19 protein-coding genes are annotated in these 26,841 nt (G+C 53.9%); 15 read left to right on the top strand and 4 right to left on the bottom strand.

All coding sequences use genetic code 11. The features are described 5' to 3' along the window. The first annotated feature begins 80 nt into the window (after positions 1 to 80). Complete coding sequence (locus H8B09_RS15350; RefSeq protein WP_224753622.1) at positions 81 to 2,165, top strand: ABC transporter ATP-binding protein; 2,085 nt, start codon at positions 81 to 83, stop codon at positions 2,163 to 2,165. A gap of 187 nt (positions 2,166 to 2,352) precedes the next feature. On the opposite strand, the gene H8B09_RS15345 is transcribed toward H8B09_RS15350, so the two are convergent. Beyond that, positions 2,353 to 3,384, bottom strand: coding sequence for a helix-turn-helix transcriptional regulator (locus H8B09_RS15345; protein ID WP_191204374.1), 1,032 nt, complete (start codon positions 3,382 to 3,384; stop codon positions 2,353 to 2,355). A 138-nt stretch (positions 3,385 to 3,522) separates the two neighbouring features. On the opposite strand from H8B09_RS15345, the gene H8B09_RS15340 reads away from it, so the two are divergent. Then, positions 3,523 to 4,404, top strand: coding sequence for an SDR family oxidoreductase (locus tag H8B09_RS15340; RefSeq protein ID WP_191204373.1), 882 nt, complete (start codon positions 3,523 to 3,525; stop codon positions 4,402 to 4,404). A gap of 104 nt (positions 4,405 to 4,508) precedes the next feature. On the opposite strand, the gene H8B09_RS15335 is transcribed toward H8B09_RS15340, so the two are convergent. Continuing rightward, entirely contained in the window at positions 4,509 to 4,817 is a 309-nt protein-coding gene (locus H8B09_RS15335; protein ID WP_191204372.1) for a hypothetical protein, read from the bottom strand. Between the two features lie 116 nt (positions 4,818 to 4,933). On the opposite strand from H8B09_RS15335, the gene H8B09_RS15330 reads away from it, so the two are divergent. From H8B09_RS15330 to H8B09_RS15275, 12 genes are all read left to right on the top strand, one after another. Beyond that, positions 4,934 to 6,250, top strand: coding sequence for a VWA domain-containing protein (locus H8B09_RS15330; protein ID WP_191204371.1), 1,317 nt, complete (start codon positions 4,934 to 4,936; stop codon positions 6,248 to 6,250). A gap of 246 nt (positions 6,251 to 6,496) precedes the next feature. Beyond that, entirely contained in the window at positions 6,497 to 7,276 is a 780-nt protein-coding gene (pxpB, locus tag H8B09_RS15325; RefSeq protein ID WP_191204370.1) for a 5-oxoprolinase subunit PxpB, read from the top strand. A 79-nt stretch (positions 7,277 to 7,355) separates the two neighbouring features. After that, positions 7,356 to 8,417, top strand: coding sequence for a 5-oxoprolinase subunit C family protein (locus H8B09_RS15320; RefSeq protein WP_191204369.1), 1,062 nt, complete (start codon positions 7,356 to 7,358; stop codon positions 8,415 to 8,417). 737 nt (positions 8,418 to 9,154) lie between these two features. After that, entirely contained in the window at positions 9,155 to 9,922 is a 768-nt protein-coding gene (locus H8B09_RS15315) for a LamB/YcsF family protein (protein ID WP_191204368.1), read from the top strand. Positions 9,923 to 9,944: 22 nt separating this feature from the next. Next, a complete protein-coding gene (locus tag H8B09_RS15310; protein ID WP_191204367.1) occupies positions 9,945 to 10,361 on the top strand; it encodes a gamma-glutamylcyclotransferase family protein in 417 nt (138 codons plus the stop codon). Between the two features lie 485 nt (positions 10,362 to 10,846). Beyond that, the gene (locus H8B09_RS15305) at positions 10,847 to 12,508 is read left to right on the top strand and encodes a copper resistance CopC/CopD family protein (RefSeq protein WP_318152630.1); all 1,662 of its coding nucleotides are present in this window, start codon (positions 10,847 to 10,849) and stop codon (positions 12,506 to 12,508) included. A 51-nt stretch (positions 12,509 to 12,559) separates the two neighbouring features. Further along, positions 12,560 to 13,408 (top strand): sensor histidine kinase, encoded by an 849-nt coding sequence (locus tag H8B09_RS15300; protein WP_191204366.1) that lies wholly within the window; start codon positions 12,560 to 12,562, stop codon positions 13,406 to 13,408. Then, a complete protein-coding gene (locus H8B09_RS15295; RefSeq protein WP_191204365.1) occupies positions 13,398 to 14,126 on the top strand; it encodes a response regulator in 729 nt (242 codons plus the stop codon). The genes H8B09_RS15300 and H8B09_RS15295 overlap by 11 nt, the downstream gene beginning before the upstream one ends. Before the next feature lie 1,440 nt (positions 14,127 to 15,566). Further along, on the top strand, positions 15,567 to 16,208 hold the full coding sequence (locus tag H8B09_RS15290; RefSeq protein ID WP_191204571.1) for a YcnI family copper-binding membrane protein: 642 nt from the start codon (positions 15,567 to 15,569) through the stop codon (positions 16,206 to 16,208). Between the two features lie 423 nt (positions 16,209 to 16,631). Continuing rightward, positions 16,632 to 17,666 (top strand): phenylalanine--tRNA ligase subunit alpha, encoded by a 1,035-nt coding sequence (gene pheS / locus H8B09_RS15285; RefSeq protein ID WP_191204364.1) that lies wholly within the window; start codon positions 16,632 to 16,634, stop codon positions 17,664 to 17,666. Positions 17,667 to 17,725: 59 nt separating this feature from the next. Then, entirely contained in the window at positions 17,726 to 20,167 is a 2,442-nt protein-coding gene (gene pheT / locus H8B09_RS15280) for a phenylalanine--tRNA ligase subunit beta (protein WP_191204363.1), read from the top strand. Positions 20,168 to 20,414: 247 nt separating this feature from the next. Continuing rightward, entirely contained in the window at positions 20,415 to 23,180 is a 2,766-nt protein-coding gene (locus tag H8B09_RS15275) for a hypothetical protein (protein WP_318152638.1), read from the top strand. A gap of 149 nt (positions 23,181 to 23,329) precedes the next feature. Here H8B09_RS15275 and H8B09_RS15270 read toward each other — a convergent pair whose 3' ends face one another. Beyond that, entirely contained in the window at positions 23,330 to 23,710 is a 381-nt protein-coding gene (locus tag H8B09_RS15270; protein ID WP_191204361.1) for a cupredoxin domain-containing protein, read from the bottom strand. A gap of 221 nt (positions 23,711 to 23,931) precedes the next feature. Continuing rightward, complete coding sequence (locus tag H8B09_RS15265) at positions 23,932 to 24,297, bottom strand: phage holin family protein (RefSeq protein ID WP_191204360.1); 366 nt, start codon at positions 24,295 to 24,297, stop codon at positions 23,932 to 23,934. 164 nt (positions 24,298 to 24,461) lie between these two features. On the opposite strand from H8B09_RS15265, the gene H8B09_RS15260 reads away from it, so the two are divergent. Beyond that, the gene (locus tag H8B09_RS15260) at positions 24,462 to 26,831 is read left to right on the top strand and encodes an endonuclease MutS2 (RefSeq protein ID WP_191204359.1); all 2,370 of its coding nucleotides are present in this window, start codon (positions 24,462 to 24,464) and stop codon (positions 26,829 to 26,831) included. The last annotated feature ends 10 nt before the right edge of the window (positions 26,832 to 26,841 follow it).

The following is a 26,841-nucleotide window of genomic DNA, read 5'->3' as shown; positions in this document are numbered from 1 at the left end:
ATATAATTAGTGAAAGCTTTCGACTATGTATAGGCCTCGCAAGAGGATTTCTCAATAAAGAAATGAAGGTGTAACCAACTATGCACGACGTAAAACAAATGCAGCGTCCGGGAACGGGCAAGCGGCTGTTTCGATACGCCATGCTTTTCAAGAGCAAAATCGTCATAGCGCTTGTTCTGCTCGCGCTTGCAGTGTGTGCTGAGCTCGTCGGTCCATTCATCGCGCAGCGGATGATCGACCAGAACATTCTCAGCATCGAGAAGCCTTGGCACGAGGTAACTGCGGGTACAGCTGACTCAGCTGAATATACAGGCAAGAACTACAAGCGGGAAGACCGCCTAAGTGCGGATGAATCCGGCGGTGCTATCATTCGAATCATTCAAGTGAAGCGTGATTATTATCTCGTCGAAGGCGATATAGCGGCTGATGGCGCACGTGAAATAACGGCGGATGGGAAGCTGTCGATCGTTTCGAAGGAAGGCGAGAAGGCTGTTTATCCGGCTGTACAGCTGACGAAGAGCGAGCTGTATCACTTCTATAAGCCAGAGCTGCCGCGCCTATTGAAGACGGCAGGCATGTACTTGGGCTTGCTCGTTATAGCAGCCTTCTTCACGTACGGGCAACGGCTCTTGCTGCTGACGACAGCGAATCGCATCGTGCAGCGCATGCGCGAGGATGTATTCGCGCATATTCAGCGGCTGCCGGTTTATTATTTTGACAATTTGCCAGCAGGTAAAGTTGTCTCGCGAATTACGAACGATACGGAAGCAGTGCGCGAGCTGTTCGTGGCCGTATTGGCGAATTTCTTCTCCGGCATCGTATACATGGTTGCGATTCTTGGCGCGTTGTTCTTGCTCGACCCGCATCTCGCCTTGGTTGCGGTTCCGCTCATTCCGATTCTGGTGGTATGGATTATTCTGTACCGCAGACGTGCGGGACGCATCAATGAGACGATTCGGAGCAAGCTGAGCGACATTAACGGCATGATCAATGAATCGATTCAAGGGATGCCGATCATTCAAGCATTCCGTCGCCAGAAGAAGACGATCGAGGAATTCGACGAGCATAATAAGGAGCTGTTCAGCAACGCCAACAAGCTGCTGAGCCTCAATTCGCTCACCTCTCATAATTTGACTGGCGTGCTGAGGAATATCGTGTTCATTACTGTCCTGTGGGCATTCTGGGGCGGCTCGTTGAGCTCGTATGTAACCGTGGGCGTCCTGTATGCTTTCATCGACTATATCAACCGGATGTTCACGCCAATCGTCGGTATCGTGAACCAGCTCTCGAATCTGGAGACGGCACGCGTATCGGCAGGCCGGGTCTTCCAGTTGCTCGACGAGGAAGGTACGGATGTGACAACAGGCAGTCTTCCACGCAGCAAAGGCGAGGTGAAGTTCGACAACGTCTCCTTCGCTTATAAAGAAGACGAATATGTACTTCGCAACATTTCGTTAGAGGCACGACAAGGAGAGACGGTGGCCCTTGTAGGTCATACGGGTTCGGGCAAAAGCTCGATCTTGAACCTGTTGTTCCGATTCTATGATATCGAGCCAGGGAATGGTCAAATACTCGTTGACGGCGCCGATGTGCGTGACGTACCGAAACAGCTGCTTCGCCAGCATATGGGCATCGTGCTGCAAGATCCTTTCCTATTCACAGGTACAATTGCTTCGAACGTTAGTCTGGACAATCCGACGATCAGCCGTGAACGTATCGTTCAGGCGTTGAAAGACGTCGGCGCATACGACATGTTCATGCAGCTGCCAGGCGGCATTGATGAGCCGGTTGTGGAGAAGGGGGCGACATTGTCCGCAGGTCAGCGCCAGCTCATCTCCTTCGCTCGTGCGTTGGCATACGATCCAGCCATCCTCATTCTGGATGAAGCGACAGCGAGTATCGATACGGAGACGGAGGCGATTATTCAAGCGGCGTTGGATGTGCTCAAAAAAGGCCGTACGACGTTCGTCATCGCCCACCGTCTGTCGACGATCCGCCAAGCGGATCAAATTCTTGTGCTCGATCGCGGACGTATCGTCGAGCGCGGCGACCATGATGCGCTGATGGCGCATGGCGGCAAGTACTACGATATGTACCAGCTGCAGGCTGGCGGTGTAGGCAGCGCGGATGCGTCAGCAAGTATGGCGAGCGCTGTTGAACGATAATAGCAGATCTAATAGATATAACATCAAGCCCCAGCTGCGAGACGCAGCTGGGGCTTGATGTTTGTATATGACCACATCGCTTTCACTCGGGATTATGCTGGAAAAAGACAGCATGTGATGGGGGATAAAGTGGGGAGCTGCAGACAAGAATGACGAAAGGCACCCGTATAATAACGGATGCCTTCGTCTAATGCTCAGGAGGGATGTTTTCATATTGCTCAAGGACTTCTTTAGTACGTGTTACGACTGCATTCCGTAACTCCTCCGGTTCTAGGATAAGGAGATTAATTCCGAAGCTTAAGGCAATTTCGCATGCTGACTCCAGCGTATCGAATGCTAGAGCTACTTCGAGCCAGAGACCATCCGCAGTTGGTTCTCCCCACTGGGTGACGCGAACGAATCGGGTCTGATTGAACCGACCGCTTGCATTCGTGCGTACGAGCGCTCGAGCAGGATATCGCGGCAAATCTTTACGGAAACGGCGCACAGATTGCTCCCAGTAGGCTGCGAGGTCAAAACCATCCGGCCGTATGGCTGGTTCTACTTGAAGCTCGGCGGAACGGATGCGTGCAACCCGGAAGGTGCGAGGCTCATAGGTGGCTGGTGCAGTTGGTGGTGGGCTACTGTCTACAGCTTGTCTATCATGGCGCGTGATCGATAGGGCAACCAAGTACCAAAGGGAGCCTTTAAGGACAAGTCCAATCGGGTGAACGGTTCGCGGGCCATTACTTCCAGTGTTGGAGTCGTATTCGATTCGCAGCTGTCGACCTGCCCAGACCGCTTCTTGGATCAACGGCAGCAATGGAACCTCTTCGCCTGTCGGATGCCAGCCTTCTCGATCCACGTATAGCCTTTCCTGCATGAAGGATACATCGTTCCGAAGCGTCGGCGAGAGTGAAGCAAGCAGCTTAAGAAGCGCGGCTTCAAACATAGGGCTCCAACCAAGGTCGCTTATGTTTCGATGAGGTTTCGATGCCAGCAGCGATATGATCTCATCTCGATTTAATCCAGCCCAGTTTGTCTTGTAGCCTTCGGTGAGTTTCCAGCCGCCATGTGAACCTCTCTCGGCGTATACCGGAATTCCAGCAGCGCTTAACGCCTCCATGTCACGAATAATCGTTCGTTCCGATACTTCTAGCTTGGCAGCAAGCGCCTTGGATGTTAAGCAACCATGCGATTGAAGCAGAAGCATGATCTGCAGTAGTCGGTCCGCCCTCATAACTAACCTCCCATCTAACTTAATGTTTCACTTGTATCATCAATCTTATTATAGATATATGACAGTGGGTGACATATATGAAATTTACGATAGATATGAAGTTCAAACTAACGAATGAGTAGGAAGGGAATGACGTTTATGCAGTCCAATAATAAACCGTTAGAAGGAAAAATCGCCGTTGTAGCTGGAGCGACTCGAGGGGCTGGACGCGCTATTGCGATTAAACTTGGCGAAGCAGGCGCGACGGTATATGTAACGGGACGGAGTGTCCGAGGCAATCCATCTCCGCTTGGGCGGCCAGAAACGATTGAGGAAACGGCAGAGAAAGTGACAGCAGCAGGTGGCACTGGTATCCACGTACGTGTCGATCATACAGACGAGGCACAGGTGAAAAAGCTGTTTGACCGTATCCGAGAAGAGCGGAATGGGCAGCTCGACATTCTTGTGAATGACGTTTGGGGCGGGGAGAAATATGTGGAATGGGGGAAGGGCTTCTGGGAAGCCTCGCTGGACAATGGTTTATTCCTGCAAAGACAGGCCGTACATTCGCATATGATCACCTCGTATTATGCAGCGCCGCTTATGGTAGAACGGAAGCAGGGACTCATCGTCGAGATTACAGATGGCGTGGGGTATCATTATCGCGGCAACCTCTATTACAGCATGGCGAAGATCGGTGTCTCTCATCTCGCGCAAGCAATGGCTCCTGAACTGAAGCCGTACGGGGTAACTGCTTTATCCGTTACGCCGGGCTTTCTTCGATCGGAGGAAATGCTGGATTATTTCGGCGTAACCGAGGCGAATTGGCGAGACGCTGCGGCCAAGGAAATTCATTTCCTGCAGTCGGAGACGCCGTTTTTTGTTGGTCAAGCGATAGCGGCTCTAGCTTCGGATCCAGACGTTATGCAGAAGTCTGGACAATTGCTCAGTTCGTGGGGATTGTCAGATGAATACGGTTTTTCGGATGTGGACGGTCGGCAACCGCATTGGGGGCGTTATGCGGAGGAGAAAGGGTTATAAATGTGAATAGTGAAATGACTGTTGGAATGTGAAGGAGCAGCTCGAATCAATGCTGCCGAGCAGGAGACGGCAGCATTGATTGGGTTACCACGTAAAGGAACTGTCTAGCTAATGGTAAGTTCATCGTCGCCGCGAAGAACACAGGCTTGACGAGGAACATTGGCGTGGACGTATGCGGTTCCGCTGAAGCTGCGGCCGTCGCTTGTGCGTGCCGTCATCTGGACAGCGATGTTATCGCTGACGTAGTAATGGTTCAACAGTTCGGCTGGGCCGGAGTCCGTTGTATCAACGTACCATTGCTTAGAGCCATATTCGTGAACGATAACAAGTTGAGCGCTGCTGAAGGTCAACTCGGTCGATTGATTGTTGTCGCCGGTGATCGTTAATTGTACAAGATCGATTGTTTCCATCATTGTGGCTCAGGCTCCTCTCTAGATGTATCGATTGTATAAGTATAGGGTATTTCATGCAACATCCCACCGTCTGGAATCGTCTGTTAGTGCAGACCATATATAGGGGGATGTTGGATATGATGGCAATTGGAAAGCGGTTAAGTATTGTGCTTATGCTCATTGCCGTATTGCTGCTTCAAGCTTGTGGTTCACCAGACAGAGACAGTAAGGCTGCAAGCAATGAAAGCGAAAGTAAGTCAAGCAGCAAAGCCGATTCTACATCAAGCGCAGACCTTGCGAAACCTGCTTCTGAATCCGCAGATGCCTCAGGGGATGAAGCGGTGACGACGACGGAGTCATCCACGGTAAAACCACAAGAGAACCGGGGAGAGGGCGACAGCCAGAATGGAGAAGAGGCAGCGTCAGCCGGAACACTGACTGCCGGGGAGTGGGATGATAATGTACTGTGGAGCCATTGGAAGAATCTAATGGCATCTAACGAGGGTGAGCGATATCGGCCGTATTGGCAGTTTTATAATTGGGATCGGCTCGAGGTTAAGGTAACAGCTAATGGGCGGCCTGCAGTTGATGCCCAGGTTGCCTTGACGCGCAGCAATGGTCAAGATGGCTGGACAGCGCGCACGAATGCGGCTGGCGTGGCATATTTGTTCCCGATTTTGTTCGAAGAGCAGGGTGGGAGAGTGAAATATGGACTGACGGTAACGGCAGGTCAACAGAAGAAGCAATTTGAGAATGTTGATCTACAGACGGGAGGCGTCTTGGAGGTCAAGCTTGACGAAGCAGCCGATGTGTCATCCCTAGTTGACCTGATGCTTGTCGTTGATACAACGGGTTCGATGGCAGATGAACTGAAGTTTCTGGAGACGGAGCTGAAAGATGTCGTCAGACGGGTTGGCGATGCGAATAAAGGGCAGCTTAGCATTCGCGTGAGTCCGAATTTTTACCGCGATGTACATGATGATTATACGGTTCGCTCCTTCAAGTTCACGGAAGATATCGATAAGGCGGTTGCGCAGATTGCCAAGCAGGATGCATTCGGCGGCGGCGATACGCCAGAGGCGGTCGAGCAAGCGCTGGAGGATGCAATTGAGGAGCATGATTGGAGCAAACAGGCGCTAACAAGACTGCTGTTCCTCGTGCTGGATGCACCGCCGCATCATGAGAAGGACATTATTAAGAAAATGAAGACGTTAACGGTGGAAGCGGCGGAGAAGGGAATTCGGATTATCCCAATCGCATCGAGCGGCGTAGATATACCGACCGAGCATTTGCTCCGTTATATGGCAGTCGCAACGGGCGGCACGTATATTTTCCTGACGGATCACAGCGGGGTTGGCAATGAGCATCTGAAGCCGGCTGTCGGTGAGTATGAGGTGCGTGCGTTGAACGATTTGATGGTTGATGTCATTAATCGTTACGTACAGGGACAGTAAGTAGAGGGATGGGCATAGGGATAGTAGGGAGATATGGCGTAGGGGCAGTAGAGTAAAGAGGTGTGGCACAAGAACAGTAGAGTAAACAGCTCAGGAAGAGTAAAGTAAAGAGGTACGGCATAAGCGCTTGCGTTTAAGCATCTTTAAGGGATGCGGTACGCAGGCGTTTTGTTTTTATAGTTGAAAATGGCTATCCAGCATTACCATAATAGAAGAAATAGACATCGAGAACGGAGGAAAGCGACGATGAGCTGGAGAATATCGCCGCTGGGCGATCGGGCGCTTGTCGCGGAATTGGCTGCGGGGGCGGCTGATGAAAGCTGGGTGCAGGTCGGGGCGGCAGCACAATGGTTGCGGCAGGCGAAAGTGCCATGGATGATCGACCTCATTCCGGCCTACACAACGGTAACGATCGTGTATGATCCTGTGCGTGTCTGGCAGGCACTCGCTTCGAATAACGGAATGACGATTTACGAGAAGGCTTCGAAGACAGTAGAAGAGCTGTTAGCTTCGACGGCAGTTGGATTGAGGCAGGTGGTCGAGCATATTCATGTGCCTGTCTGTTATGGCGGAGAGTACGGGCCAGACTTAGAAGAATCAGCGGAACGGAGCGGCGTGAGCGCTGATGCTTTTGTTGAGGTCCATTCGTCTGCTGAATATACCGTTGCATTAGTCGGGTTTGTGCCTGGTTTTCCATATTTGGCAGGCTTGCCTCCACAGCTTGCACAACCCCGGAGAGTCAATCCGCGCGCACGCGTTCCAGCGGGAACGGTTGCGATTGGCGGCGGGCAGACGGGAATATACCCGCTTGAAGTGCCTGGAGGGTGGCAGTTGATCGGACGGACTCCGCTTCGGCTGTTCGATGCGGCTAGGCCGGAGCCAGCGCTGCTGCGTGCAGGGGATCGCATTCGTTTCTTTCCGATAAGCGAGGAACAGTTTCGTACAATGGAAGCGGAGGTAGCGGGGAATGCAGGGGATAGATCGAGAGAGAAAACGAGGACTGGACGGATAGTGTCGGAGCGATAAATAGTGAGAGAATACGAGATTTGGGCGGGTAATTCGAGGGAGCGACAGTACGGAAGAATGGGAAAGGGGATGGTCGCGTATGAGCTTAATCGTACACAAGCCAGGTCTGTATTCGACGATTCAGGACCGAGGACGTAATGGACATCGCACTGCGGGCTTAACAGGCGGCGGGGCGATGGATGATTACGCGCTGCGCGTCGCGAATCTGCTTGTCGGCAACGAGGAGGGCGAGGCAGGGCTGGAGCTTACGCTGACTGGGCCGGTGCTTCAGGCGGAGGCAGATCTGCTGATCGCCGTCACTGGCGCCGATATGGCGCCGCATATCGACGGCCACGAGCTCGCGATGTGGCGGCCGGTCTTTGTGCCAACGGGCGCGACGATTCGTTTCGGCGGCGCCCGTCTGGGATGCCGCGCGTACGTGGCGGTCGCCGGCGGCATCGGCACCGCTGCGGCGCTTGGCAGCCGCAGCACTGACGCGCGTGCGCGTCTTGGCGGCATCGACGGCCGGCCGCTTCGCGCCGGCGATGCCGTCCCCTGCGGCATCGCCGCAGGGGCGGTCGCCCCGTCCCCGTGGGCGACCGCTTGGCTCTCGGCGCTGGCGAAGCGCAGCAGCGCCGATGCCGCCGAAGGCGGAGGCCGCCCGCCTGCATGGGCGGCCTGGTACGCGCCGCCGCAGGCTTACGGCGGCGCAAGCGAAGCTGGCATCGAGCTGCGCGTGATGCCAGGCAGCGAGCACGGGCAGTTCAGCGAAGCTGCCCGTGCAGCGTTCTACAGCGGCCGCTATCGCGTGCAGGCCGCTTCCGACCGCATGGGCGTGCGGCTCGAAGGCTCGCCGCCGCTTGCGCGTATCGCCAGGAACGAGCTGCTGTCGCATGGCATAGTCCCTGGCGTCATTCAAGTGCCTGACGGCGGCCAGCCGATCATACTTGCCGCCGACTGCCAGACAACCGGCGGCTACCCGAAGCTTGCGCATGTTGCCGCCGTCGATATGCCGCTGCTGGCGCAGGCGAAACCGGGCGACTGGATCACGTTCCGCCCGATCGGTCTTGACGAGGCGCAGCGGCTATATCTCTCAACGGAGCAAGCCATCCGTGCGCTGGAGTGGGCAATCCGATGTCGCGCAGCGCGTGATAGATACTAGTCATTTGTTGCTACGATCTGCAAGTTTTGTTCCGTTCGCGTAACGTAGGTAACTGGGATTCAGACATGCTGACCAATCAACTAGCATGTTTGTCCTCTACATCCATCGCTCATACCGCTAACGGTTGCAGTAATGCTTATTGCCGCTTAAATAGACGAACTTGAAAACTAAAGGTTGTAACGAGGCTTATTTGCACCAAAAGTGATAGAAATCGGCTCATGGAGCCGCACTAACCATCCTGACAACCGCTACGCACACGAAACCTGTGATATTGCAGTAATAGCCACTGTGGAAACCCTTAAGCATCGGCATAGGTATGCACTAATCAACAGACACCAATCACCTAACCTGCCTGCCAATTCCATCCATCGTCCATACCGCTAAACGGTTGCCAATCATGCTTAATACAGCTCAATTGCACCAACTCGAACGTAAAAGGTTGCACCAAAGCTTATTTGCACCAAATGTACTAGAAATCAGCTCATGGAACCGCACTAGCACTCCTGACAGCCGTTACGTTCACGAAATCTGCGATATTACTCTAATAGCCACTGTGGCAACCGTTCGATCCCGGTGCACCATATTGTTCCTAGTTCCGACTTTAGTTCAGTCTTTAGCTCCACATCTAATGAGCGAAACTCATCATATTAGCTCATTTCAAATCTATTCAAGTAGATCCATTCAAATAGAAAACTCCAATATCCCATCAACTTTACTTATGACCCCGAGGTGACATAATGACGAGCTTTACTGTTGACTTAAACGCCGATTTCGGCGAAGGTTTTGGCGCCTACGCCTTTGGACAGGATGAGACGCTGCTGCCCTATGTAACTAGTGTCAATATCGCATGCGGATGGCATGCTGGCGATCCGCATACGATGCGAGAGGCGGTTGCGCGAAGCATTGCCGCTGGCGTGCAGATCGGAGCGCATCCTGGATTGCCGGATCGGCTTGGGTTCGGCCGTCGTGAGATGGCGATCTCGCCGCAAGAAGCGTACGACTATACGCTCTATCAGGTCGGCGCACTTCAAGCATTCGTCCATGCAGCAGGCGGATTGCTTGCCCATGTGAAGCCGCACGGCGCGCTTTATCATATGGCGAATAACAGCATCGACATTGCGGCTGCGATCGCACGCGCCGTTCATTCGCTTGACAGAAGATTGCTGCTGTACGGGCAATCGGGTAGCTTGCTGCTTACTGCAGGCCGAGCGCAGGGGCTGCGCGTCGTATCCGAAACGTTCGCCGATCGTACCTATCAGCCAGACGGAACGCTGACGCCTCGCTCTAAGCCGAATGCGCTGTTGGACGATACCGAGTCGGCCATCTGGCAAGCGAAACGAATGGTTTGCAACTCCGCAGCAATGACAGCGGACGGTGGGGAAACTTCAGTTGTCGCAGATACGATCTGTCTGCATGGCGATGGTCCGCATGCTGCACATTGGGCGAAGGCGATCCGCGAAGCGCTTGAAGCCGCGAATATACGCATACAGCCGCCAACCTTTTAAAAATGAGGGGACAACCACCACGATGAAAACGATGATCCGCGTTTTTATTTATGGCTCCTTACTGCCAGGAGAATACAACTATCACGTCGTGGAGCACAACGTCCATCATTCTCACCCGGGTCGGGTAGCAGGGCGTCTCGTCGACGTCGGCTCATATCCTGCACTGGTTCGTGATGCGAGTGCTTCTCAAGGTGCTATTACAACACGAGGTCTGTGGATCACAGTCCCGTTGAATGCCCTCACCTCGCTGGACATGCTTGAGGACTTCTACGGCTGGGAAGAGGCGAACGACTATGATCGGATCTGGGTGCAAGACCTAGACAATCATGGTGTTGAGGGATGGGTTTACGTGTGGGACTCGGATCGGGGATGCCCGCTTGTCGATGCCTCTTATTGGCCTGATTATTACAACTCTAAGCAGGGACGAAGGCGTCCGTAACTTTACTTTTTCACCTCTCCGCCAGCCAGCCTTTCCAAACCGAAAGGTTGGCTTTTTCGATTACAGGATATGGGATGCATTCGCTTGACCTGTTTCATAACATTTTGATAATGTTCAAAATGAGACGAGCATACGTGCTGTGATCTTCTGTACAATGGTTGTGAAAGCATTGTTAACTCCCTAAAGCTTTTTGTTACCACTCTGTCATTAACACTTTATCGTGCACACGAAGCAGCAGTGTCCTCAGGGCACTCGATTCCCACCGCTCAAGTACGCGATCACGCCCTGCCGATTTCCGCATCTCCCATTCCGGGGTTCAGGAATAGAGGTTTCCGAGAGGAATCCACAATCGGAAGCATATGCTTAGTCCCATAGGGCTTTTCTTTACAGAGAGGATTTAGTTGGGCAGTAATCACAAATCATCTAGACAACAATGGGTTCCAAGGGGCGGAGCCCTATTTTACCAAGAAAGGACGTGCCCGTTTGTGAACACCAACGCATTACATCATCGTCATTACCGTTATAACCGCTTTATGAAACTATTCACGCTTGGCGTGCTTTTGCTTGCTTGCTGGCTTGTGTGGCCGGCATCGACTGTGAGTGCCCACTCGCAGCTGTTGGAGACAGCGCCGGAGGCTGGCGCTCGTCTGGCGCAAAGCCCGGAAGAGATTCGACTGACTTTTAATGAAGCGGTGGAGACAAAAGTTGGCGGCATCGAGCTGCTGGATTCGTTGTCCCGCCAATTAAAAGTGTCGGCCATTGAGGCGAATAAAGACCGGACATCGATTGCCGTGAAGCCGGCAAATCTTGACGAAGGGGTATATACCGTTACATATCGGATTATTTCGGAGGACGGGCATCCCGTTAATGGTTCTTATGTATTCGTAGTCGGCAACCCGCCGGCGGCCAAAGATGCAGCAACGTTCGATTTGCATACGCAGCTGGGACATGCCGGACATGGTTCAACTGCGTCCGCGCTCACTTCGTCGGAGCTGATCCTTTATGCCGTTCGCTTCTTCTACTACGCGACGCTGCTGCTAGCGGCAGGTGTCATGCTCTGGAAGTCCATTACACGCTTCGAAGGCGCGTCGCTTCAACTCTCCAAGACCTGGTCGCTTGGTACAGTGCGCGCATTCCTGTTCGGCTCGATACTGTATGTGTTCTTCCATGCCCGTGAGGTGATGGAGGATGAGCCGCTGAGCGAATGGCTCAAGCTGCTGTCGCGAACATCGGTTGGCATGGCATGGTTGGCAACAGTCGTTCTATCGCTCATAGGCTTCCTCGTTCTTCGCGGAGGTCGGACCGTTAGCGTGATATGGGCGGTTCTGTTGATCGCTGTTGAAAGCTGGAGCGGTCATGCTGAGGCAAATAATCCAAAGGTACTCACGGTTGGTCTCGATTTCGTCCACCTTACAGCTGCTGCGCTATGGGCAGGCGGACTTGCGCTGCTGCTGGCATTGTGGATCAAAGACCGGAAGGAAGCTGGCCGCTTTGCTGTCCGCTTCTCGGGTGGAGCGGTGCTGTCCCTTGCTGCGCTTGTGTTGACGGGTGTAGGCATGACACTGCTATTTCTGCCGAAGCTGTCGTATATATGGCTCACTTCGTGGGGCGTGATGCTGACGATCAAGGCGGGACTTACACTGCTCGTCATCATCGTTGGAGCGCTGCTTCGCATGAGAGTGAGACGGGGCGACCTGCCCTCTGCCACGATTCTCCGAGTCGATGGCGTGCTTATGGCGCTCATTATTGTTATCACATCTCTGTTCACATACGTTAGCCCGCTGCCGGCGAACGAACCTGTATCCTATCATAAAATGGGAGCTGAGATGCACGTATCGCTGCGCGTAACGCCGAACGTACCGGGAGACAACAAGATTACGCTCAAAATCTGGCTTCCCGACGTGACCGGCGCTCCTAAATCCGTCGTGCTTCGCTTCCGTTCGGAACAGCATGAGGATGCGCCAATCGATATTCCGCTCGAGGCGTATGACGATCAAGAGATCGAAGCGTTCGATGGCTATGGCAAATATGCTTATCTGGCGTCAGGACCGTACATTCCGTACCCAGGCCAATGGACGGCAGAAATTCGGGTAATGGATAAGAACGACAACGAACTGGTTGAGACGACGAGCTTCCGCAACTATTAAGACGAAAGTCGTTGATCCACGGGGCCAGCCCGATGAGAGGTTGTTAAACCGATGTCTTATAACAAAATCAAATGGGCGATCCTGCTCATTCCAACGATCACGCTTGGTTTATGGGAATACGTACGGCATCAATTTCTGCTGCCGTACTTGTCGATGGAGCTGGGTAACTTCCTAGCTCCTCTTCTCGTGCTTATCGTCACGTTAACGCTGCTGACCAAGCTATTCCGCATGATGGAAGACACGCAGAGCATGCTCCAGCGCGAGAAAGCGATGAAGGCTGTATTCGAGGAGCGGGAGCAGCTTGCCCGCGAACTGCATGATGGCATTTCGCAGTCACTGTTTCTGTTGTCGGTTAAGCTGGATAAGCTCGAGCATGCGGAGGAAAGCAGTGATCGTGCAGCAGCGGCGGAACAAATCCGCGGGACGGTTCGGCATGTGTACGCAGACGTACGGCAGTCGATTGCGAATTTGCAGGCGGCGCCGGTAACGACGGATGTGCCATGGATGAATGCGATTCGGGAGCTTGCCGAGGATGCTAGAGTGAACGGTCGGCTGCAGGTAAAGCTGGATTGGCGGTTGTCCGATGCCCTGCTGAATGGCAAAGAGCAGGTTGAGCTGCTTGCTATTCTGAGAGAATCAGTCATGAACGTACGCAAGCATGCGAATGCTTCGGAGCTTGTCATTGCCAGCGAGCCGCTGGAAGGTGGTTTTCATGTGACGGTGCGCGACAACGGCGTCGGGGCTGATACCGATGCGCTGTGGGCGAAGGGACGTTTCGGCATCCGGATGATGCGTGACCGTGCGCAGTCAATGGGCTGGACGTTTACGGCTAACGGAACAACGGGACAGGGAACCATAATTACGGTTGAGAAAACAAGAGGGGGCCGCCATGAACGATAGCAAACCGTCGCAGTCTGTTGCCCGCGTCATGCTTGTGGATGATCATCCGCATGGTCGTGAGGGAATGCGTGAGATTTTGTCCGGCGATCGATCATTTGAGATCATCGCAGAGGCGAAGAGTGGTGAAGAGGCGCTTGAATTGATGGAGCAGCAGCAGCCGGATCTGGTGCTGATGGACATCCGGATGCCTGGCATGGGCGGACTGGAGGCAACGCAGCGCATCAAGTCCCGTTGGCCGGCGGTGAAGATCGTGATGGTGACCGTTTCCGACGATATTGCCGATCTATTCGAGGCGATCAAGAGGGGAGCGCAAGGTTATTTGCTCAAAAATATTACGCCCTCCCAATGGCTCGAATACTTGCGTGCAGTCGCATACGACGAGGCGCCAATGTCGAAGGAGCTGGCAGCCAGGCTGCTGCTCGAATTCACGGGTGCGTTAGGCCAATCCGGCCGCGCACCAACAAATCCGCTCGGCGGCTCCCCAAGGCCGGAGCCCCGCTTGAATGTCTCGTCAACGACGCCGCTGACCGAGCGGGAGAAAGAAATTCTCGAGCGGGTCGCCTACGGCGATTCAAACCGAGAAATTGCCGCTACGCTTGGTATTTCCGAGCATACGGTCAAGAATCATCTGAAAAACATATTGCAGAAGCTCCATCTCGACAACCGCGTCCAGCTCGCTCGTTACGCGATTCAACAGGGGATGGACGACCGTACCTAATTGACGTTATCACCTCTCAATAAGTCATAGCCCAAACCGAAATAAGCGCTGCCGGCTGCGCTTATCTCGGTTTTTTATGTTGGGATATTTCGAGACTAGCTGCAGAAAGCACGAGTCGGTGATGTAGGTGCAGAAGTGCACCTACATAAGCCGGTAACCAACGAAATGGTGGGAGTAGGTGCAAAAATACACCTACATAGGACCGTTGCGGGCTATATGATTTATGTAGGTGCAGAAATGCACTTACGATTATGTAGTGGCACTGAAACTAACCAGTCATTATTAGGCGCCGTGCTCGAACAAAAGCTGTACCCCACAGGGGTACGCGACCCCCAACACGTTGTATCTCAACACCTCCATTAGCCAATCCCACGCCCTTCCGAGGTCCAGGGGACGGGAGTCCCATGGACCCTCCCTTGCAGGGAGGGGCTGGGTGGGTAGAACAATTGGGTTACAGTGAGGGCGGTAGCCCTTAATCATTACTCAACTAAACTGGGGTCGAGAGGGGCACAGCTCCTAACCGCACTGGGATCGTAAGGGGCGCAGCCCCTAACCACACGCTCGAACAAGAGTTGTACCCCAAAGGGGTACACGGCTCCAACCACGTTGTAACTTAACAACTCTGTAAGCCGATCACACGCCCCTTCCGGGGTCCAGGGGACGGGAGTCCCATGGGGCCCTCCCTTGCAGGGAGGGTTTGGGTGGGTAGAACAATTGGGTTACAGTGAGGGCGGTAGCCCTTAATCATTACTCAACTAAACTGGGGTCGAGAGGGGCACAGCCCCTAACCGCACTGGGGTCGCAAGGGGCGTCAGCCCCTAACCACACGCGTCGAACAAGAGCTGTACCCCTCAGGGGTACGCGACCCCCACCACGTTGTAACTCAACTGCTCCATTAGCCAATCCCACGCCCCTTCCGGGGTCCAGGGGACGGGAGTCCCATGGGGCCCTCCCTTGCAGGGAGGGTTTGGGTGGGTAGAACAATTGGGTTACAGTGAGGGCGGTAGCCCTTAATCATTACTCAACTAAACTGGGGTCATAAGGGGCGCAGCCCCTAACCATACGAACAAAAGCTGTACCCCACAGGGGTACGCGCTCCCACTACGTTGTAAACTCAATACCTCCATTAGCCGATCCCACGCCCCTTCCGGGGTCCAGGGGACGGGAGTCCCATGGGGCCCTCCCTTGCAGGGAGGGTTTGGGTGGGTAGAACTCTTTCAGTAGAATTTTAAAAAGAATTTTAGATTTAGATAATTTCAATTTAGGGTTCGAAGCGAAGCCCCTAATCATTCAATTTAGGGGGTCATGAGGGGCACAGCCCCTATTTCACGATGTTGACACATCCCCTAGCCCTTTCGAGTCATGTTGACGATGGCGGCTGAACGGTATACTTAGCGTCATAAGAGCAAGACGATACGGAAACGAAGGATGGCGATGAAGATGAAGAAACAGTCGATGAAGAAGTTTGCAGTAGCAGCAACAATGGCGGTGAGCATGCTTGCATTCTCGGGTATTGCAAGCGCCCATGTAACGGTTCAACCAACGCAGGTGCAAGCAGGTACATATCAAGTACTGGCCGTACGTGTACCAAGCGAAGAGAAGGACATCAATACGGTTAAGGTTAAAGTAAACGTTCCGGCGGAAATCAACGTGAGCCGCGTAGAACCGAAGCCGGGTTGGAAATATGAGCTGGAGCGCAGCGCAGACAACGTCATTACGTCGATTACGTGGACGGCTGAAGACGGTGGCTTGGCGGCAACAGAATTTACAGATTTCCGTGTAAGCGGCAAAGTTGCCGACGATGCAACGCAACTCGTCTGGAAAGCTTACCAAACGTACAGCGACGGCCAAGTGGTAGAATGGGTTGGCGGCGACGGAGCGGATAAACCTGCTTCGGTAACGACAGTAACGTCTGCAGCAGAAGGCGGCGATGCGCATGGCGACAGCCACGGCACGGCATCGACAGCGGCTGTGGAGTCGGACGACAGCAGCGACAGCAAGACGCCTCTTATTTTGTCCATCGTAGCCGTAGTGCTTGGTGCTGCTTCGCTGCTCGTCTCGCTTGCACGCAAGAAACGTTAGGCTTGCTAAGATCCGAGAGAATTGGTTATAATAACGGATAATAGTAGTACTAATAGATGTATTGCAATGACGGAGAAGAGTAAGCTTATCTGTTCGGACAGGGAGAAGACGCCATAGATTGAGAGCGTCTTTGCGATGACAGTCTGCTGAAGTTCGCTCCCGAGCAGACTTTTGAACGCGAACCGCAAGCGGGGCGTATGTAGGAAGTCCGGCGCCGGCCGTTATCCGGTAAGAGAAGCCAAATGGTCTTTGACTCACTGCAGTCGGATCAGACGTTTGCAGCATCATGCAGCGTGGCTTGAAATAGGGTGGTACCACGGTCCTTTCGTCCCTAACGGGGAGGAAGGGCCTTTTTTGCGTTCATTCGAGAAGTAGTTCAAGCAGAATGGATGAATAGTTGGACATTTGATGGAGGGATCAAGCATGAAGGAACGGTTGGAGGCGCTGCGCGTTGAAGCATTGCAAGAGCTTCAGCAGGTTGCAGGACAGCAGCAATTAAACGATTTGCGTGTTAAGTATTTGGGCAAGAAGGGCGCGCTGACGGAAATTCTCCGCGGCATGGGCGGCTTAAGCGCAGAAGAGCGTCCGATTATCGGTCAAGTGGGTAATGAAGTACGCGCTGCAATTGAAGCGGTTATCGAAGAGAAGCAGGAAGCGTACCGTCAAGAAGAAACGGCTGCACGCCTTCGCGAAGAGACGATTGACGTCTCCCTGCCAGGCCATGCGCTGCCAACAGGCGCTGTGCATCCGCTGAACAAGGTTGTTACGGAGATCGAAGATATTTTCATCGGCCTTGGCTACTCGGTTGCAGAAGGTCCTGAGGTGGAGACGGATTACTTCAACTTCGAAGCGCTCAATCTGCCGAAGAACCACCCTGCGCGCGATATGCAGGATTCGTTCTACATTACAGATGAGATTCTGATGCGTACGCAGACATCGCCGGTTCAGATCCGCACGATGAAAGCGGCGAATGGCAAATCGCCTATCAAAGTTATCTGCCCGGGCAAAGTATACCGACGCGATGATGACGACGCGACGCACTCGTTCCAATTCAATCAGATCGAAGGTCTGGTCGTTGGCCCGAACATCCGAATGAGCGACTTGAAGGGCACGCTGCTCCAATTCGTACAATTGATGTTCGGCAGTCAAGCACAAATTCGCCTTCGTCCAAGCTTCTTCCCATTCACAGAGCCAAGCGCTGAAGTTGACGTGACGTGCTCGCAATGCGGCGGACACGGCTGCCGGATGTGCAAACATACAGGCTGGCTCGAAATTCTCGGCTGCGGCATGGTTCATCCGCGCGTTCTTGAGATGGGCGGCTATGATCCGAACGAAGTTAGCGGCTTCGCTTTCGGCATGGGAGTTGAGCGGATCGCATTGCTGAAATACGGCATCGACGATATTCGCCACTTCTACACGAACGACCAGCGGTTCTTGAATCAGTTCGCACGAATGTGATAAGGCGGCAGTCAGCCGATTAGCTGCAATATACGGGATAGAAGGGAACGTTAAACGAAATGAATGTATCCTATCAATGGTTGAATGAATATATAGATGTTTCGGATCTCACTGCGAAGGAGATTGCGGAGCAGATGACGCGCGGCGGCATCGAGATCGATGTGGTTGAATCGCGCAACAAAGGCGTATCCGGGGTTGTTGTTGGTTATGTTGTATCGAAGGAAAAGCATCCCGACGCAGATAAGCTCAATGTATGCCAAGTGGATGTTGGTACGGGTGAAAATCTGCAAATCGTATGCGGCGCTCGCAATGTGGATGCTGGCCAGAAGGTGCCGGTCGCAACGGTAGGCGCGAAGCTGCCGGGCGATCTGAACATCAAGCGCGCGAAGTTGCGCGGCGTTGAATCGCAAGGCATGATCTGCTCGGCGAAGGAGCTTGGCCTCAACGAGAAGCTGCTGCCGAAGGAACAGCAAGAAGGCATTCTCGTCCTGCCTGCGGAGACGCCAATCGGTCAACCGATCGGCAAGACGCTTGCAATCGATGATGAGGTCCTTGAGCTCGACCTGACGCCGAACCGTTCGGACTGCCTCAGCATGCTGGGCGCAGCTTATGAGGTTGCGGCGCTTACGGGACGTGAAATAAAGCTGCCGAAGACAGCGATTATGGATTCGCCGGAACTGGCATCCTCCTACCTGAATGTATCGATCGAAGCGAAGGAACTGTGTTCGCATTATACAGCACGCTACATTCGTGGCGTTAAGATCGCTCCGTCGCCGCTCTGGCTGGCGAACCGTCTGATGGCGGCAGGCATTCGTCCGATCAACAACGTCGTTGACGTTACGAACTACGTTATGCTCGAGTACGGTCAACCGCTTCATGCGTTCGACGCATCCAAAGTAGCTGGCGGCCGGATCGTTGTTCGTCTTGCGCAGGAAGGCGAGACGCTTACGACGCTGGACGATCAAGAGCGTAAGCTTGAGCCGCAAATGCTTGTTATCGCAGACAGTGAGAAAGCGATCGCGCTGGCTGGTGTTATGGGCGGCGGAAACAGCGAAGTAACGGCAGATACGACAGACATTATTCTGGAATCGGCTCGTTTCGACGGCAGCACGGTGCGCCGTACATCGCGTCAGCTTGGCCTTCGTTCTGAATCGAGCGCACGCTTCGAGAAGGAAGTTGATCCAAGCCGCGTTATTCCTGCTCTTGACCGCGCAGCTTCGCTGCTCGAACAGATTGCAGGCGGACATGTAGCAGAGGGCATCGTTGAAGCTGTTGCAGCAACGCATGAGCCTGCTGTTGTCCAAGTTACGCTGAGCAAAATCAATTCGTACCTCGGCACGTCGTTGTCGAAGCTAGAAGTAGAAGCGATCTTCACGCGTCTTGGTTTCCAAGGCGACATCGATGGCAACGGCACATTCACGATTACGGTGCCTACGCGCCGTGGCGATATTACACGCGATGTTGATCTCATTGAAGAAGTAGCTCGACTGTACGGCTATGACAACATTCCGACAACGCCAATCGAAGGCAGTACGACGCCAGGCGCACTCACGAAACCGCAAGCGATTCGCCGCGAGCTGCGCAAACGTCTGACGGACTCCGGACTAAACGAAGTGATCAGCTATTCGTTCACGGGTCCAGAGCGTACGGCACTGTTCCCAGCGCTGACCGGCGATGTGCGTCCGATCCGTCTGGCAATGCCGATGAGCGAAGAACGCAGCGTGCTCCGCACGTCGCTGCTCGCTCAACTGCTTGATATGGCGGTGTACAACCGCAATCGCAAGAACGACAACCTTGCCGTATTCGAGCTTGGCAGCGTCTACCACACGGAAGAAGAGACACTGACTCAGCTTCCACATGAGAAGCATCGCTTCGGCCTGCTGCTGACGGGCAATGCCGTGCAGGCATCGTGGAATCAGAAAGCTGTAGCTTATGATTTCTATCATGCAAAAGGCATTATCGAGACGGTCATGCAGACGCTTGGCGTTAGCAGCCGCATTCGTTACGAAGCAGCGACTCCAGAAGGATTCCATCCAGGCCGTACCGCAGCTGTGAAGCTGCAGACGGAAGCTGGCGAAGTTACGCTCGGTTATGTCGGTCAATTGCATCCGCAGCTGCAGCAGCAGATGGATCTGCCGGATACGTACGCAGCTGAGCTGGAGCTAGCTCCGCTGTATGAGTATGCGAATAGTGCGATTGTTTATCAGACGCTGCCTCGTTACCCAGCAATGGAACGCGATATTGCAGTCGTCGTTGATTCGGCAGTTGAAGCTGGCCGCTTGCTTGAGAAGGCGCGCGAGATTGCAGTTGGTCTGCTCGAGTCGATTCGTGTCTTCGATGTGTACACAGGTGAGAAGCTTGGCGCTGGCAAAAAGAGCGTTGCCTTATCGCTGGTATACCGTCATGCAGAGCGTACGCTGACGGATGAAGAGGTAACGGAGCTGCATGGCGCAGTCGTTACGGCAATTGAGCAAACTTTTGGTGCAGAATTGCGGAAGTAGGCAGGAAACATTCCAAGCCACATCGAAATAGTTCCGAAAGGAACAGCGATGTGGCTTTTTTTTAACCACTAAATCAGGTATAAGCTTCCGAATCTTTTAGGAGTAGGTGGATTGGGTTAATGTATACTACCGCCTACGACCCTAATTTCAAGGAGTCGCTGACTCACACACCGTCTGATGAAATAGTCACAGGCAAGCTTGCAGCACGAAATGCGACTTTAATTACAACTAGGAGGATATTGCTTTGATGGATGCCGATCGGACACGCGTAACGGTTGACATATACGGATATCAATATAAGCTGACAGGCCGGTCCAGCACCGATTATATCAAGCGGGTAGCGGCGCTGGTCGACGAGAATATGCATAAGCTGGCCAAAGGATACCCGAGGCTTGATATGCCTAAGATCGCTGTGCTTGCAGCGGTACATATGGCGGAAGACGTCATGCGTTTGCAGCGGGAGACGGATCGTCTGCTCGTAGAGGAAGCGCGCAATGGCGTGCTTGCGGAAGAGCTGGAGCGAATTCGGACAGATGCAGCGCAATGGCAGGACATGCTGGCAGAAGCCGAGCAGCGAGTTGCTGCAGCGGAGCAGGCCGGCGTGGAAGCTTGCGCACGTGTTGAACGTGAGCAGGCTGAGAAAGCAGAAGCGTTAGTTGCGGAGCTGCGTTTACAGCTGGAGCAGGCGGAGGCCGCTGCGAGCAAGCAGCTTGAGGAAGCTCGGCAAGCGCACGAGCAGCGCATTGCCGAGCTTGAAGCAGAGGCACAGCAGAAGCTGGAGCTCGCTGCTGAAGAGCACGCGAAGGCGCTTGCTGCACAGCGCGAAGAGCTTGGCCGCCAATCGGGCACAGCCCGCGCGGAGGCGGAGCGCAAGCTTCAGGAGCAGCGTGCTGCCGCAGACCGTCTGCTGGCAGAGCAGCGTAATAGCGCTGAGAAGAAGCTGCAAGAGCTGCGCAATGAATATGACCGCAAGATTGTCGCACGCGGCGAAACGGCAGATCGCGACCGTGAGAAGCTGACTGCCGAGCTTGCGTTGCTTCGGAAGAGCGAAGAACAGTTGACTGCTGAGCTTGAAGCGCTGCGTACAAGCAGTGAGACAGTTACCGTAGAGCTCGAGGCGCTTCGTCAGAATGAAGAGAAGCTGCAAGCGGAGCTGGTACAGGCTCGAGCAGATGAGGAACAGCTGATTGAAGAGCTTGCTGCCGCGCAGACGGAAGTGGAACAGCATGCTGCAGAGTATGCGGCCGCGCTGGAACGGATGAAGACGGAGCATGCATCCATATTGGAGCGCACAGGAGCTGAGCATGCTGCAGTATTGGAGCTTGCGAATGAAGAATGCAGCGAGCAGCTTGCGCTGATGAAGCTTGAGCTGGAACAACTGGCTGCCCAGCACCAGAGCGAGCTTGCTCGTATCGAGGCTGATCGTACGGCTGAACTGACACATACGAATGCTGAGCATCGTGTAGTTCTGGAGCGTATGAATGCGGAGCATAGCGAAGTGTTGGAGCTTGCGATTGCCGAACATACGGCAGAGCTGGAACGTATAGCGGCGGAACATAAGGCTGTACTGGAGCAGGTGAATGCTAAGCATCAAGCGGAGCAGGTACGTACGCGTGAAGAGCATCAGGCTGAACTTGAACGCGTGGCAGCTAGACAGCAAGCAGCGGCGGATGAACAATTGAAAGCGAAAACCGAAGCGTTCGAGAATGAGCTGACCGAATATGTTGCTGAGCTAGAGAGCCAGCACCAAGAGCTGCTTGATCGAATGGCGAAGCAGCATCAAGCGCAGCTGGATGAAGCAGTTCGTCGTTATGAGGAGCAAGCAGCGGCGGCTGGATATGAACATGAGCAGCACATTGCGGAGACGTATCGTGAATTCGAGTTGCAGCTTGCTGCCGTTAAGCAGGAGCATCAAGAGCAGCTTGCCGCTGAGAACGGCCGCTATGAGGAACGCCTTCAAGCCGCCCATCGCGCGAATGATGAGCAGTTGGAAGCGGTTGAACAACGCTGCCAAGAGCAGCTGAACACACTGGAACAGCAGTGCATTGAACATGTGGATCGCTTGGAGTCCCAGCACCGTGAGGCCATGGCGGAGCTCCGCGAGCAATATGGCACAATTGCAGATGAGCAGGCGCGTCAGATGGAGCAGCAGGCATCAGAACAGCAAGAACTGTTGGCTGAAGCTGAAGAGGTGCAGCGGAGTCTGCGAAAGCAGCTGGAAGAACAGAACGAGTCGTACCAATCGCAGCTGGATCAGGCACGCCAATATTGGGACCGCCAAACGGCGGAATCCGATGAGCAGCTTATGGCAGCAATGGAGCAGGAAGAGACGCTGCGTGGTGAGATTAGACGCTTAGGCGAACAGCTGCAGCAACGGGAGCAGACGCTTGCTGGCGAGATCTCGGAGTTGATGCAGAAGCAGCAATGGATGGAGAAGCAGCTTCATTCGAAGCAAGCTGAACTTGAAGAGAAACAGTTTGAGCTGGAAGCGAAGCAAGCCGAGTTGATTAACGCTGTTCAAGCAAGCGAGAATCTGGTGAATAAGTCCGATGCCCTTGAGCAAGAGCTTACGCTTCTGGGCGAGCATCTGGAGCATCAGATCGAGCATGCAGCGGCAGCGTCCCGTCTACTTGCACTCCAGCAAGAAGAGCATGGCCGACTGACTTCACGCATTGCTGAGCTTGAGCGAGCGGCGCAGCAATCCGCGGAGGAGATGGCGAAGAAGCAAGCGCAAGTGCAGGAGCGTGAATCGAAGCTTGAGGCGAAGGTTCAGCAATCCGATGCGCATCTGGAGGCACTGCAGGCCGAGCTCGATCAATATCGGCAAGCTGCGGCAGCGGAGGCGGAGCAGTCTTCTGAGCTTGGCGCACAGCTGCAAACATTGGAAGAGGCACGCATCGAGCATGAACGTGAGACGAATATGCTGCGCACAGAGCTGAGCAAGCTTCAACAGGAATACACGAAGCTGCAGACGGAGTACAATGAGTGGATCGAATTAATCGAATCCAGCTAAGCGTCGCATGAAAGACAAAAGGACAGGCACTCACGGAAGGCGGTACGATTAGTCCCGCATCGTGATGTGACTGTCCTTTTATGTATCACATTTCGAATTCGCTTAACAAGCAGCACACAAGGTGCTAAGGTCGTAAGGGGCTTCGCCCCTTACGCCACGATGATCTTCGCTTTCATGCGCGTATGGCCGGTGCCGCACGCAATGTTGCAGTAGATTTCGTAAGTGCCTGCTTTATCGAACGACAGAATCTTGGATTCGTTCGTCTTAATGTCGAAGCTCGTGTCTTTGATCTTCACGCCGTGGAAGCCGGAGTCGGATTCTACCGAGATTTTAACAGCTTCGCCTAACTTCACCTTGTATTCCTCTTGATCGAATTCCCAGTTCTTCGCATGGATTACGAGTTGTTCTGTCGCTTCGGATGGCTCCGAAATGTTAGCATTCATCGTTGTAGAGCTGGATCCGCAGGCACTAAGCGCCAGCGTAAGCATGACGGCCAGCGCGCTGACTGCGATTGATTTCTTCATATTCATCGTCGGTTAGACTCCCCTCATGATATGGTTTCTCGTATTTCAGTCGTAAAGTGCGGCAATAAGATAAGCATGTCCTTCTTATTGTATACGATAAGCGGCGATCGCCGCAGTTACAAAATCGTGAAGCTTTATGATGCTGTTCACCGTAAGAAGGAGGGAACAAGCCAAGAACCCCTTGCCCACAGAGCAAGGGGACTGGCTGATTCATTCGCGATGTATAATTAGTCGCGGTGCCGTTCGCTGCGTCCTGCCTCGAACGGTGTGCTGATCGGGATGAACAGGTCCACGATTCCGATGACTAGTGCAGCAAGGATAGCACCAAGCAACGTTGCGTGAACGCCTCCAACGATAAACTGCGCGACCCATATGACCACGGCACTGGCGATAAAGCCGACGATGCCACGTCCAAATGGTGTCACCCTCGTACCGAAAATACCTTCAACAATCCAGCCCAGAGCGGCGATAACTAGCGCAAGGAACAAGGCGCTCCAGAATCCGCCGACGCTGAATTGAGGAACGATAAAACCAACAAGCATGAGCACAATCGCTGCGACAATGAATCGAACGACATGGCCTAGAAAATGCATGATGGGTCCTCCTCCTTAGGGTGTCTCATATCCGAGCTATAAAATGCCGGGCATGATACTAAATATCATCCCCACTAGCGCCTGTCGCATGTATGGAAGGTTACGTCATAGCATCCAGTTCACGCATCGGCTATAATGAACGTTGAGAGGAGCTGTTTGAAGCCTTGGATCACAAAATTTTGCATACAATGGATTATTATAAAATCATTCATAAACTTTCGGCTCACGCCGCAACGCCGCTTGGCAGAGCAGTGATCGAACAATTGAAGCCGAGCCCCGATCTCTCGATCGTCAAGCACTCGCTGCAGGCGACAGATGAGGCTTACAAGGCGGACCGGCTCAAAGGTTCGCCGCCTTTTCGAGGAATCGCGGACGTGTCGATGTCGCTCAAGCGCGCCCGCATTGGCGGTACGCTCAATCCGGCGGAGCTGCTTGAGATTGCGGAGACGATTCGAGCTGGCCGCAGAGTGAAGAAGCATGTGCTGCAGCTGCATGACGCGGATCCGATTCCGCTGCTTGCGGAAATCGCCGAGCCGCTGTCTGAGCATAAGCCAACAGAGGATGCGATTCTTGCTTGTATTGACGAGAACGCGGAAGTCATGGACCAGGCAAGCCCTGAGCTGGCAGCGGTCAGACGCGAGCTTCGCAACGGCGAGTCCCGCATTCGCGAGAAGCTGGAGCAGATGATTCGTTCAAGCTCTGTTCAGAAAATGCTTCAGGACGCCATTATTACGCTGCGCAATGACCGCTATGTTATTCCTGTCAAATCCGAGTACCGCTCGAACTTTGGCGGTATCGTTCATGACCAATCGAGCTCCGGCGCAACGATGTTCATCGAGCCGGAAGTCATCGTCTCGATGAATAACAAGCTGCGTGAACTGCGCGCCAATGAAGAGCGCGAGATCGAGAAAGTGCTGCAGAAACTTACCGCCCTTACAGCTGATGTGAGCGAAGATCTGCTTGCCGATGCTGAAGGTCTTGGCGCGCTCGACTTCGCATTCGCGAAGGCACGGCTTGGGCACGAAATGCGTGCAACGCTGCCGCGAATGAATGACCGCGGCTTCCTGAAGCTGAAGCGCGGCCGTCATCCGCTGCTTGCAACCGAAGCTGTTGTGCCAACGGATGTTGAACTCGGCAATTCGTTCTCTGCCATTATCGTCACCGGCCCGAACACAGGCGGTAAGACGGTATCGTTGAAGACGGTAGGCTTACTGAGCTTGATGGCGATGTCAGGCTTATTCATTCCGGCTGAAGATGGCAGCCAGATGTGCGTATTCGACGCGATCTATGCCGATATCGGCGACGAGCAGAGCATCGAGCAGAACCTTAGTACTTTCTCCAGTCATTTGACGAATATTATTCGAATTCTGAAGGCAATGACGCCCAAGAGTCTGGTCCTGCTTGATGAGCTTGGCGCAGGTACAGACCCGGCAGAAGGATCGGCGCTTGCAATCGCGATTCTCGAACACATTCATAAGCTTGGTTCACGGATTATCGCGACCACTCACTATAGCGAGCTGAAAGCTTATGCTTATAATCGCAAAGGCGTCATCAATGCCAGCATGGAATTTGATGTAGCGACGCTTAGCCCGACTTACCGGCTGCTTGTTGGCGTTCCTGGCCGAAGCAACGCGTTTGCTATTGCGGAGAGACTTGGACTGCCGAAGGCGATTATCGATCATGCGCGCGGTGAGGTCAGCGAAGAAGATACACGCGTCGAGAACATGATCGCATCGCTCGAAGAGGATCGTCTTAGCGCCGAGAACGAGCGCAACACAGCTGAAGCGCTCCGCCGCGAGCTCGAAGAGCTTCGTGCGAAGCATGAAGCAGAACGCGAACGCTTCGAGGAACAGCGCGACAAGCTGCTGCGCAAAGCGCAGGATGACGCACGCGAAGCGGTTCGGAAGGCGAGAGCAGAGGCAGAGCAGATCATTGCGGACCTGCGCAAGCTGGCGATGGAGGAAGGCGCATCTGTCAAGGAGCATAAGCTGATTGAAGCGCGTCGCAGACTGGATGAAGCAGCGCCAGAGCTGCATCGTCCGAAGCCAACAGGAGGCAAACGCGGAGCGAAGCCGGCTCGAATTGAGCCAGGGGATGAGGTTCGTGTGTACAGCCTGAATCAGAAGGGCATTGTGATTGAACTGGCTGGCTCGGAAGCATTGGTGCAGCTTGGCATTATGAAGATGAAGGTTGCGCTGGATGATCTGGAGCTGCTGAAAACGAATGAAGCGGCTGCGAAGCAGCAGCAGCCGAAGCAGGCGGCAAGCCTGAAGCGTACGCGCGACGAGAATGCAACGATGGAGCTGGATCTGCGGGGCGCATCGCTTGATGAGGCGCTGATCGAAGCGGATCGTTTCCTTGATGAAGCGTTCTTGGCTGGATTCGGACGCGTACATTTGATCCACGGCAAAGGAACCGGGGTGCTCCGCACGGGCATTCAAGATTATCTGCGTCGGCATAAGCATGTGAAGTCTTACCGGCTTGGACAGTATGGGGAAGGCGGAGCCGGAGTGACGGTAGCCGAGCTCAACTGACGGGAGGAAG

The organism is Paenibacillus terricola, from assembly GCF_014779765.1.
GTDB lineage: Bacteria > Bacillota > Bacilli > Paenibacillales > Paenibacillaceae > Paenibacillus_T > Paenibacillus_T terricola.
This window is presented reverse-complemented; position numbering and strand designations above follow the sequence as displayed.

What these genes read in the sequence shown, in the direction of transcription:
- H8B09_RS15340 (WP_191204373.1), top strand. Translation starts at nt 3,523, where the DNA reads ATGCAGTCCAATAATAAACCGTTAGAAGGAAAAATCGCCGTTGTAGCT.
- H8B09_RS15295 (WP_191204365.1), top strand. Translation starts at nt 13,398, where the DNA reads ATGAACGATAGCAAACCGTCGCAGTCTGTTGCCCGCGTCATGCTTGTG.
- H8B09_RS15300 (WP_191204366.1), top strand. Translation starts at nt 12,560, where the DNA reads ATGTCTTATAACAAAATCAAATGGGCGATCCTGCTCATTCCAACGATC.
- H8B09_RS15335 (WP_191204372.1), bottom strand. Translation starts at nt 4,817, where the DNA reads ATGATGGAAACAATCGATCTTGTACAATTAACGATCACCGGCGACAAC.
- H8B09_RS15265 (WP_191204360.1), bottom strand. Translation starts at nt 24,297, where the DNA reads ATGCATTTTCTAGGCCATGTCGTTCGATTCATTGTCGCAGCGATTGTG.
- H8B09_RS15345 (WP_191204374.1), bottom strand. Translation starts at nt 3,384, where the DNA reads ATGAGGGCGGACCGACTACTGCAGATCATGCTTCTGCTTCAATCGCAT.
- pheT (WP_191204363.1), top strand. Translation starts at nt 17,726, where the DNA reads ATGAATGTATCCTATCAATGGTTGAATGAATATATAGATGTTTCGGAT.
- H8B09_RS15330 (WP_191204371.1), top strand. Translation starts at nt 4,934, where the DNA reads ATGATGGCAATTGGAAAGCGGTTAAGTATTGTGCTTATGCTCATTGCC.
- H8B09_RS15270 (WP_191204361.1), bottom strand. Translation starts at nt 23,710, where the DNA reads ATGAATATGAAGAAATCAATCGCAGTCAGCGCGCTGGCCGTCATGCTT.
- H8B09_RS15310 (WP_191204367.1), top strand. Translation starts at nt 9,945, where the DNA reads ATGAAAACGATGATCCGCGTTTTTATTTATGGCTCCTTACTGCCAGGA.
- pheS (WP_191204364.1), top strand. Translation starts at nt 16,632, where the DNA reads ATGAAGGAACGGTTGGAGGCGCTGCGCGTTGAAGCATTGCAAGAGCTT.
- H8B09_RS15315 (WP_191204368.1), top strand. Translation starts at nt 9,155, where the DNA reads ATGACGAGCTTTACTGTTGACTTAAACGCCGATTTCGGCGAAGGTTTT.
- H8B09_RS15275 (WP_318152638.1), top strand. Translation starts at nt 20,415, where the DNA reads ATGGATGCCGATCGGACACGCGTAACGGTTGACATATACGGATATCAA.
- H8B09_RS15320 (WP_191204369.1), top strand. Translation starts at nt 7,356, where the DNA reads ATGAGCTTAATCGTACACAAGCCAGGTCTGTATTCGACGATTCAGGAC.
- H8B09_RS15290 (WP_191204571.1), top strand. Translation starts at nt 15,567, where the DNA reads ATGAAGAAACAGTCGATGAAGAAGTTTGCAGTAGCAGCAACAATGGCG.
- pxpB (WP_191204370.1), top strand. Translation starts at nt 6,497, where the DNA reads ATGAGCTGGAGAATATCGCCGCTGGGCGATCGGGCGCTTGTCGCGGAA.
- H8B09_RS15350 (WP_224753622.1), top strand. Translation starts at nt 81, where the DNA reads ATGCACGACGTAAAACAAATGCAGCGTCCGGGAACGGGCAAGCGGCTG.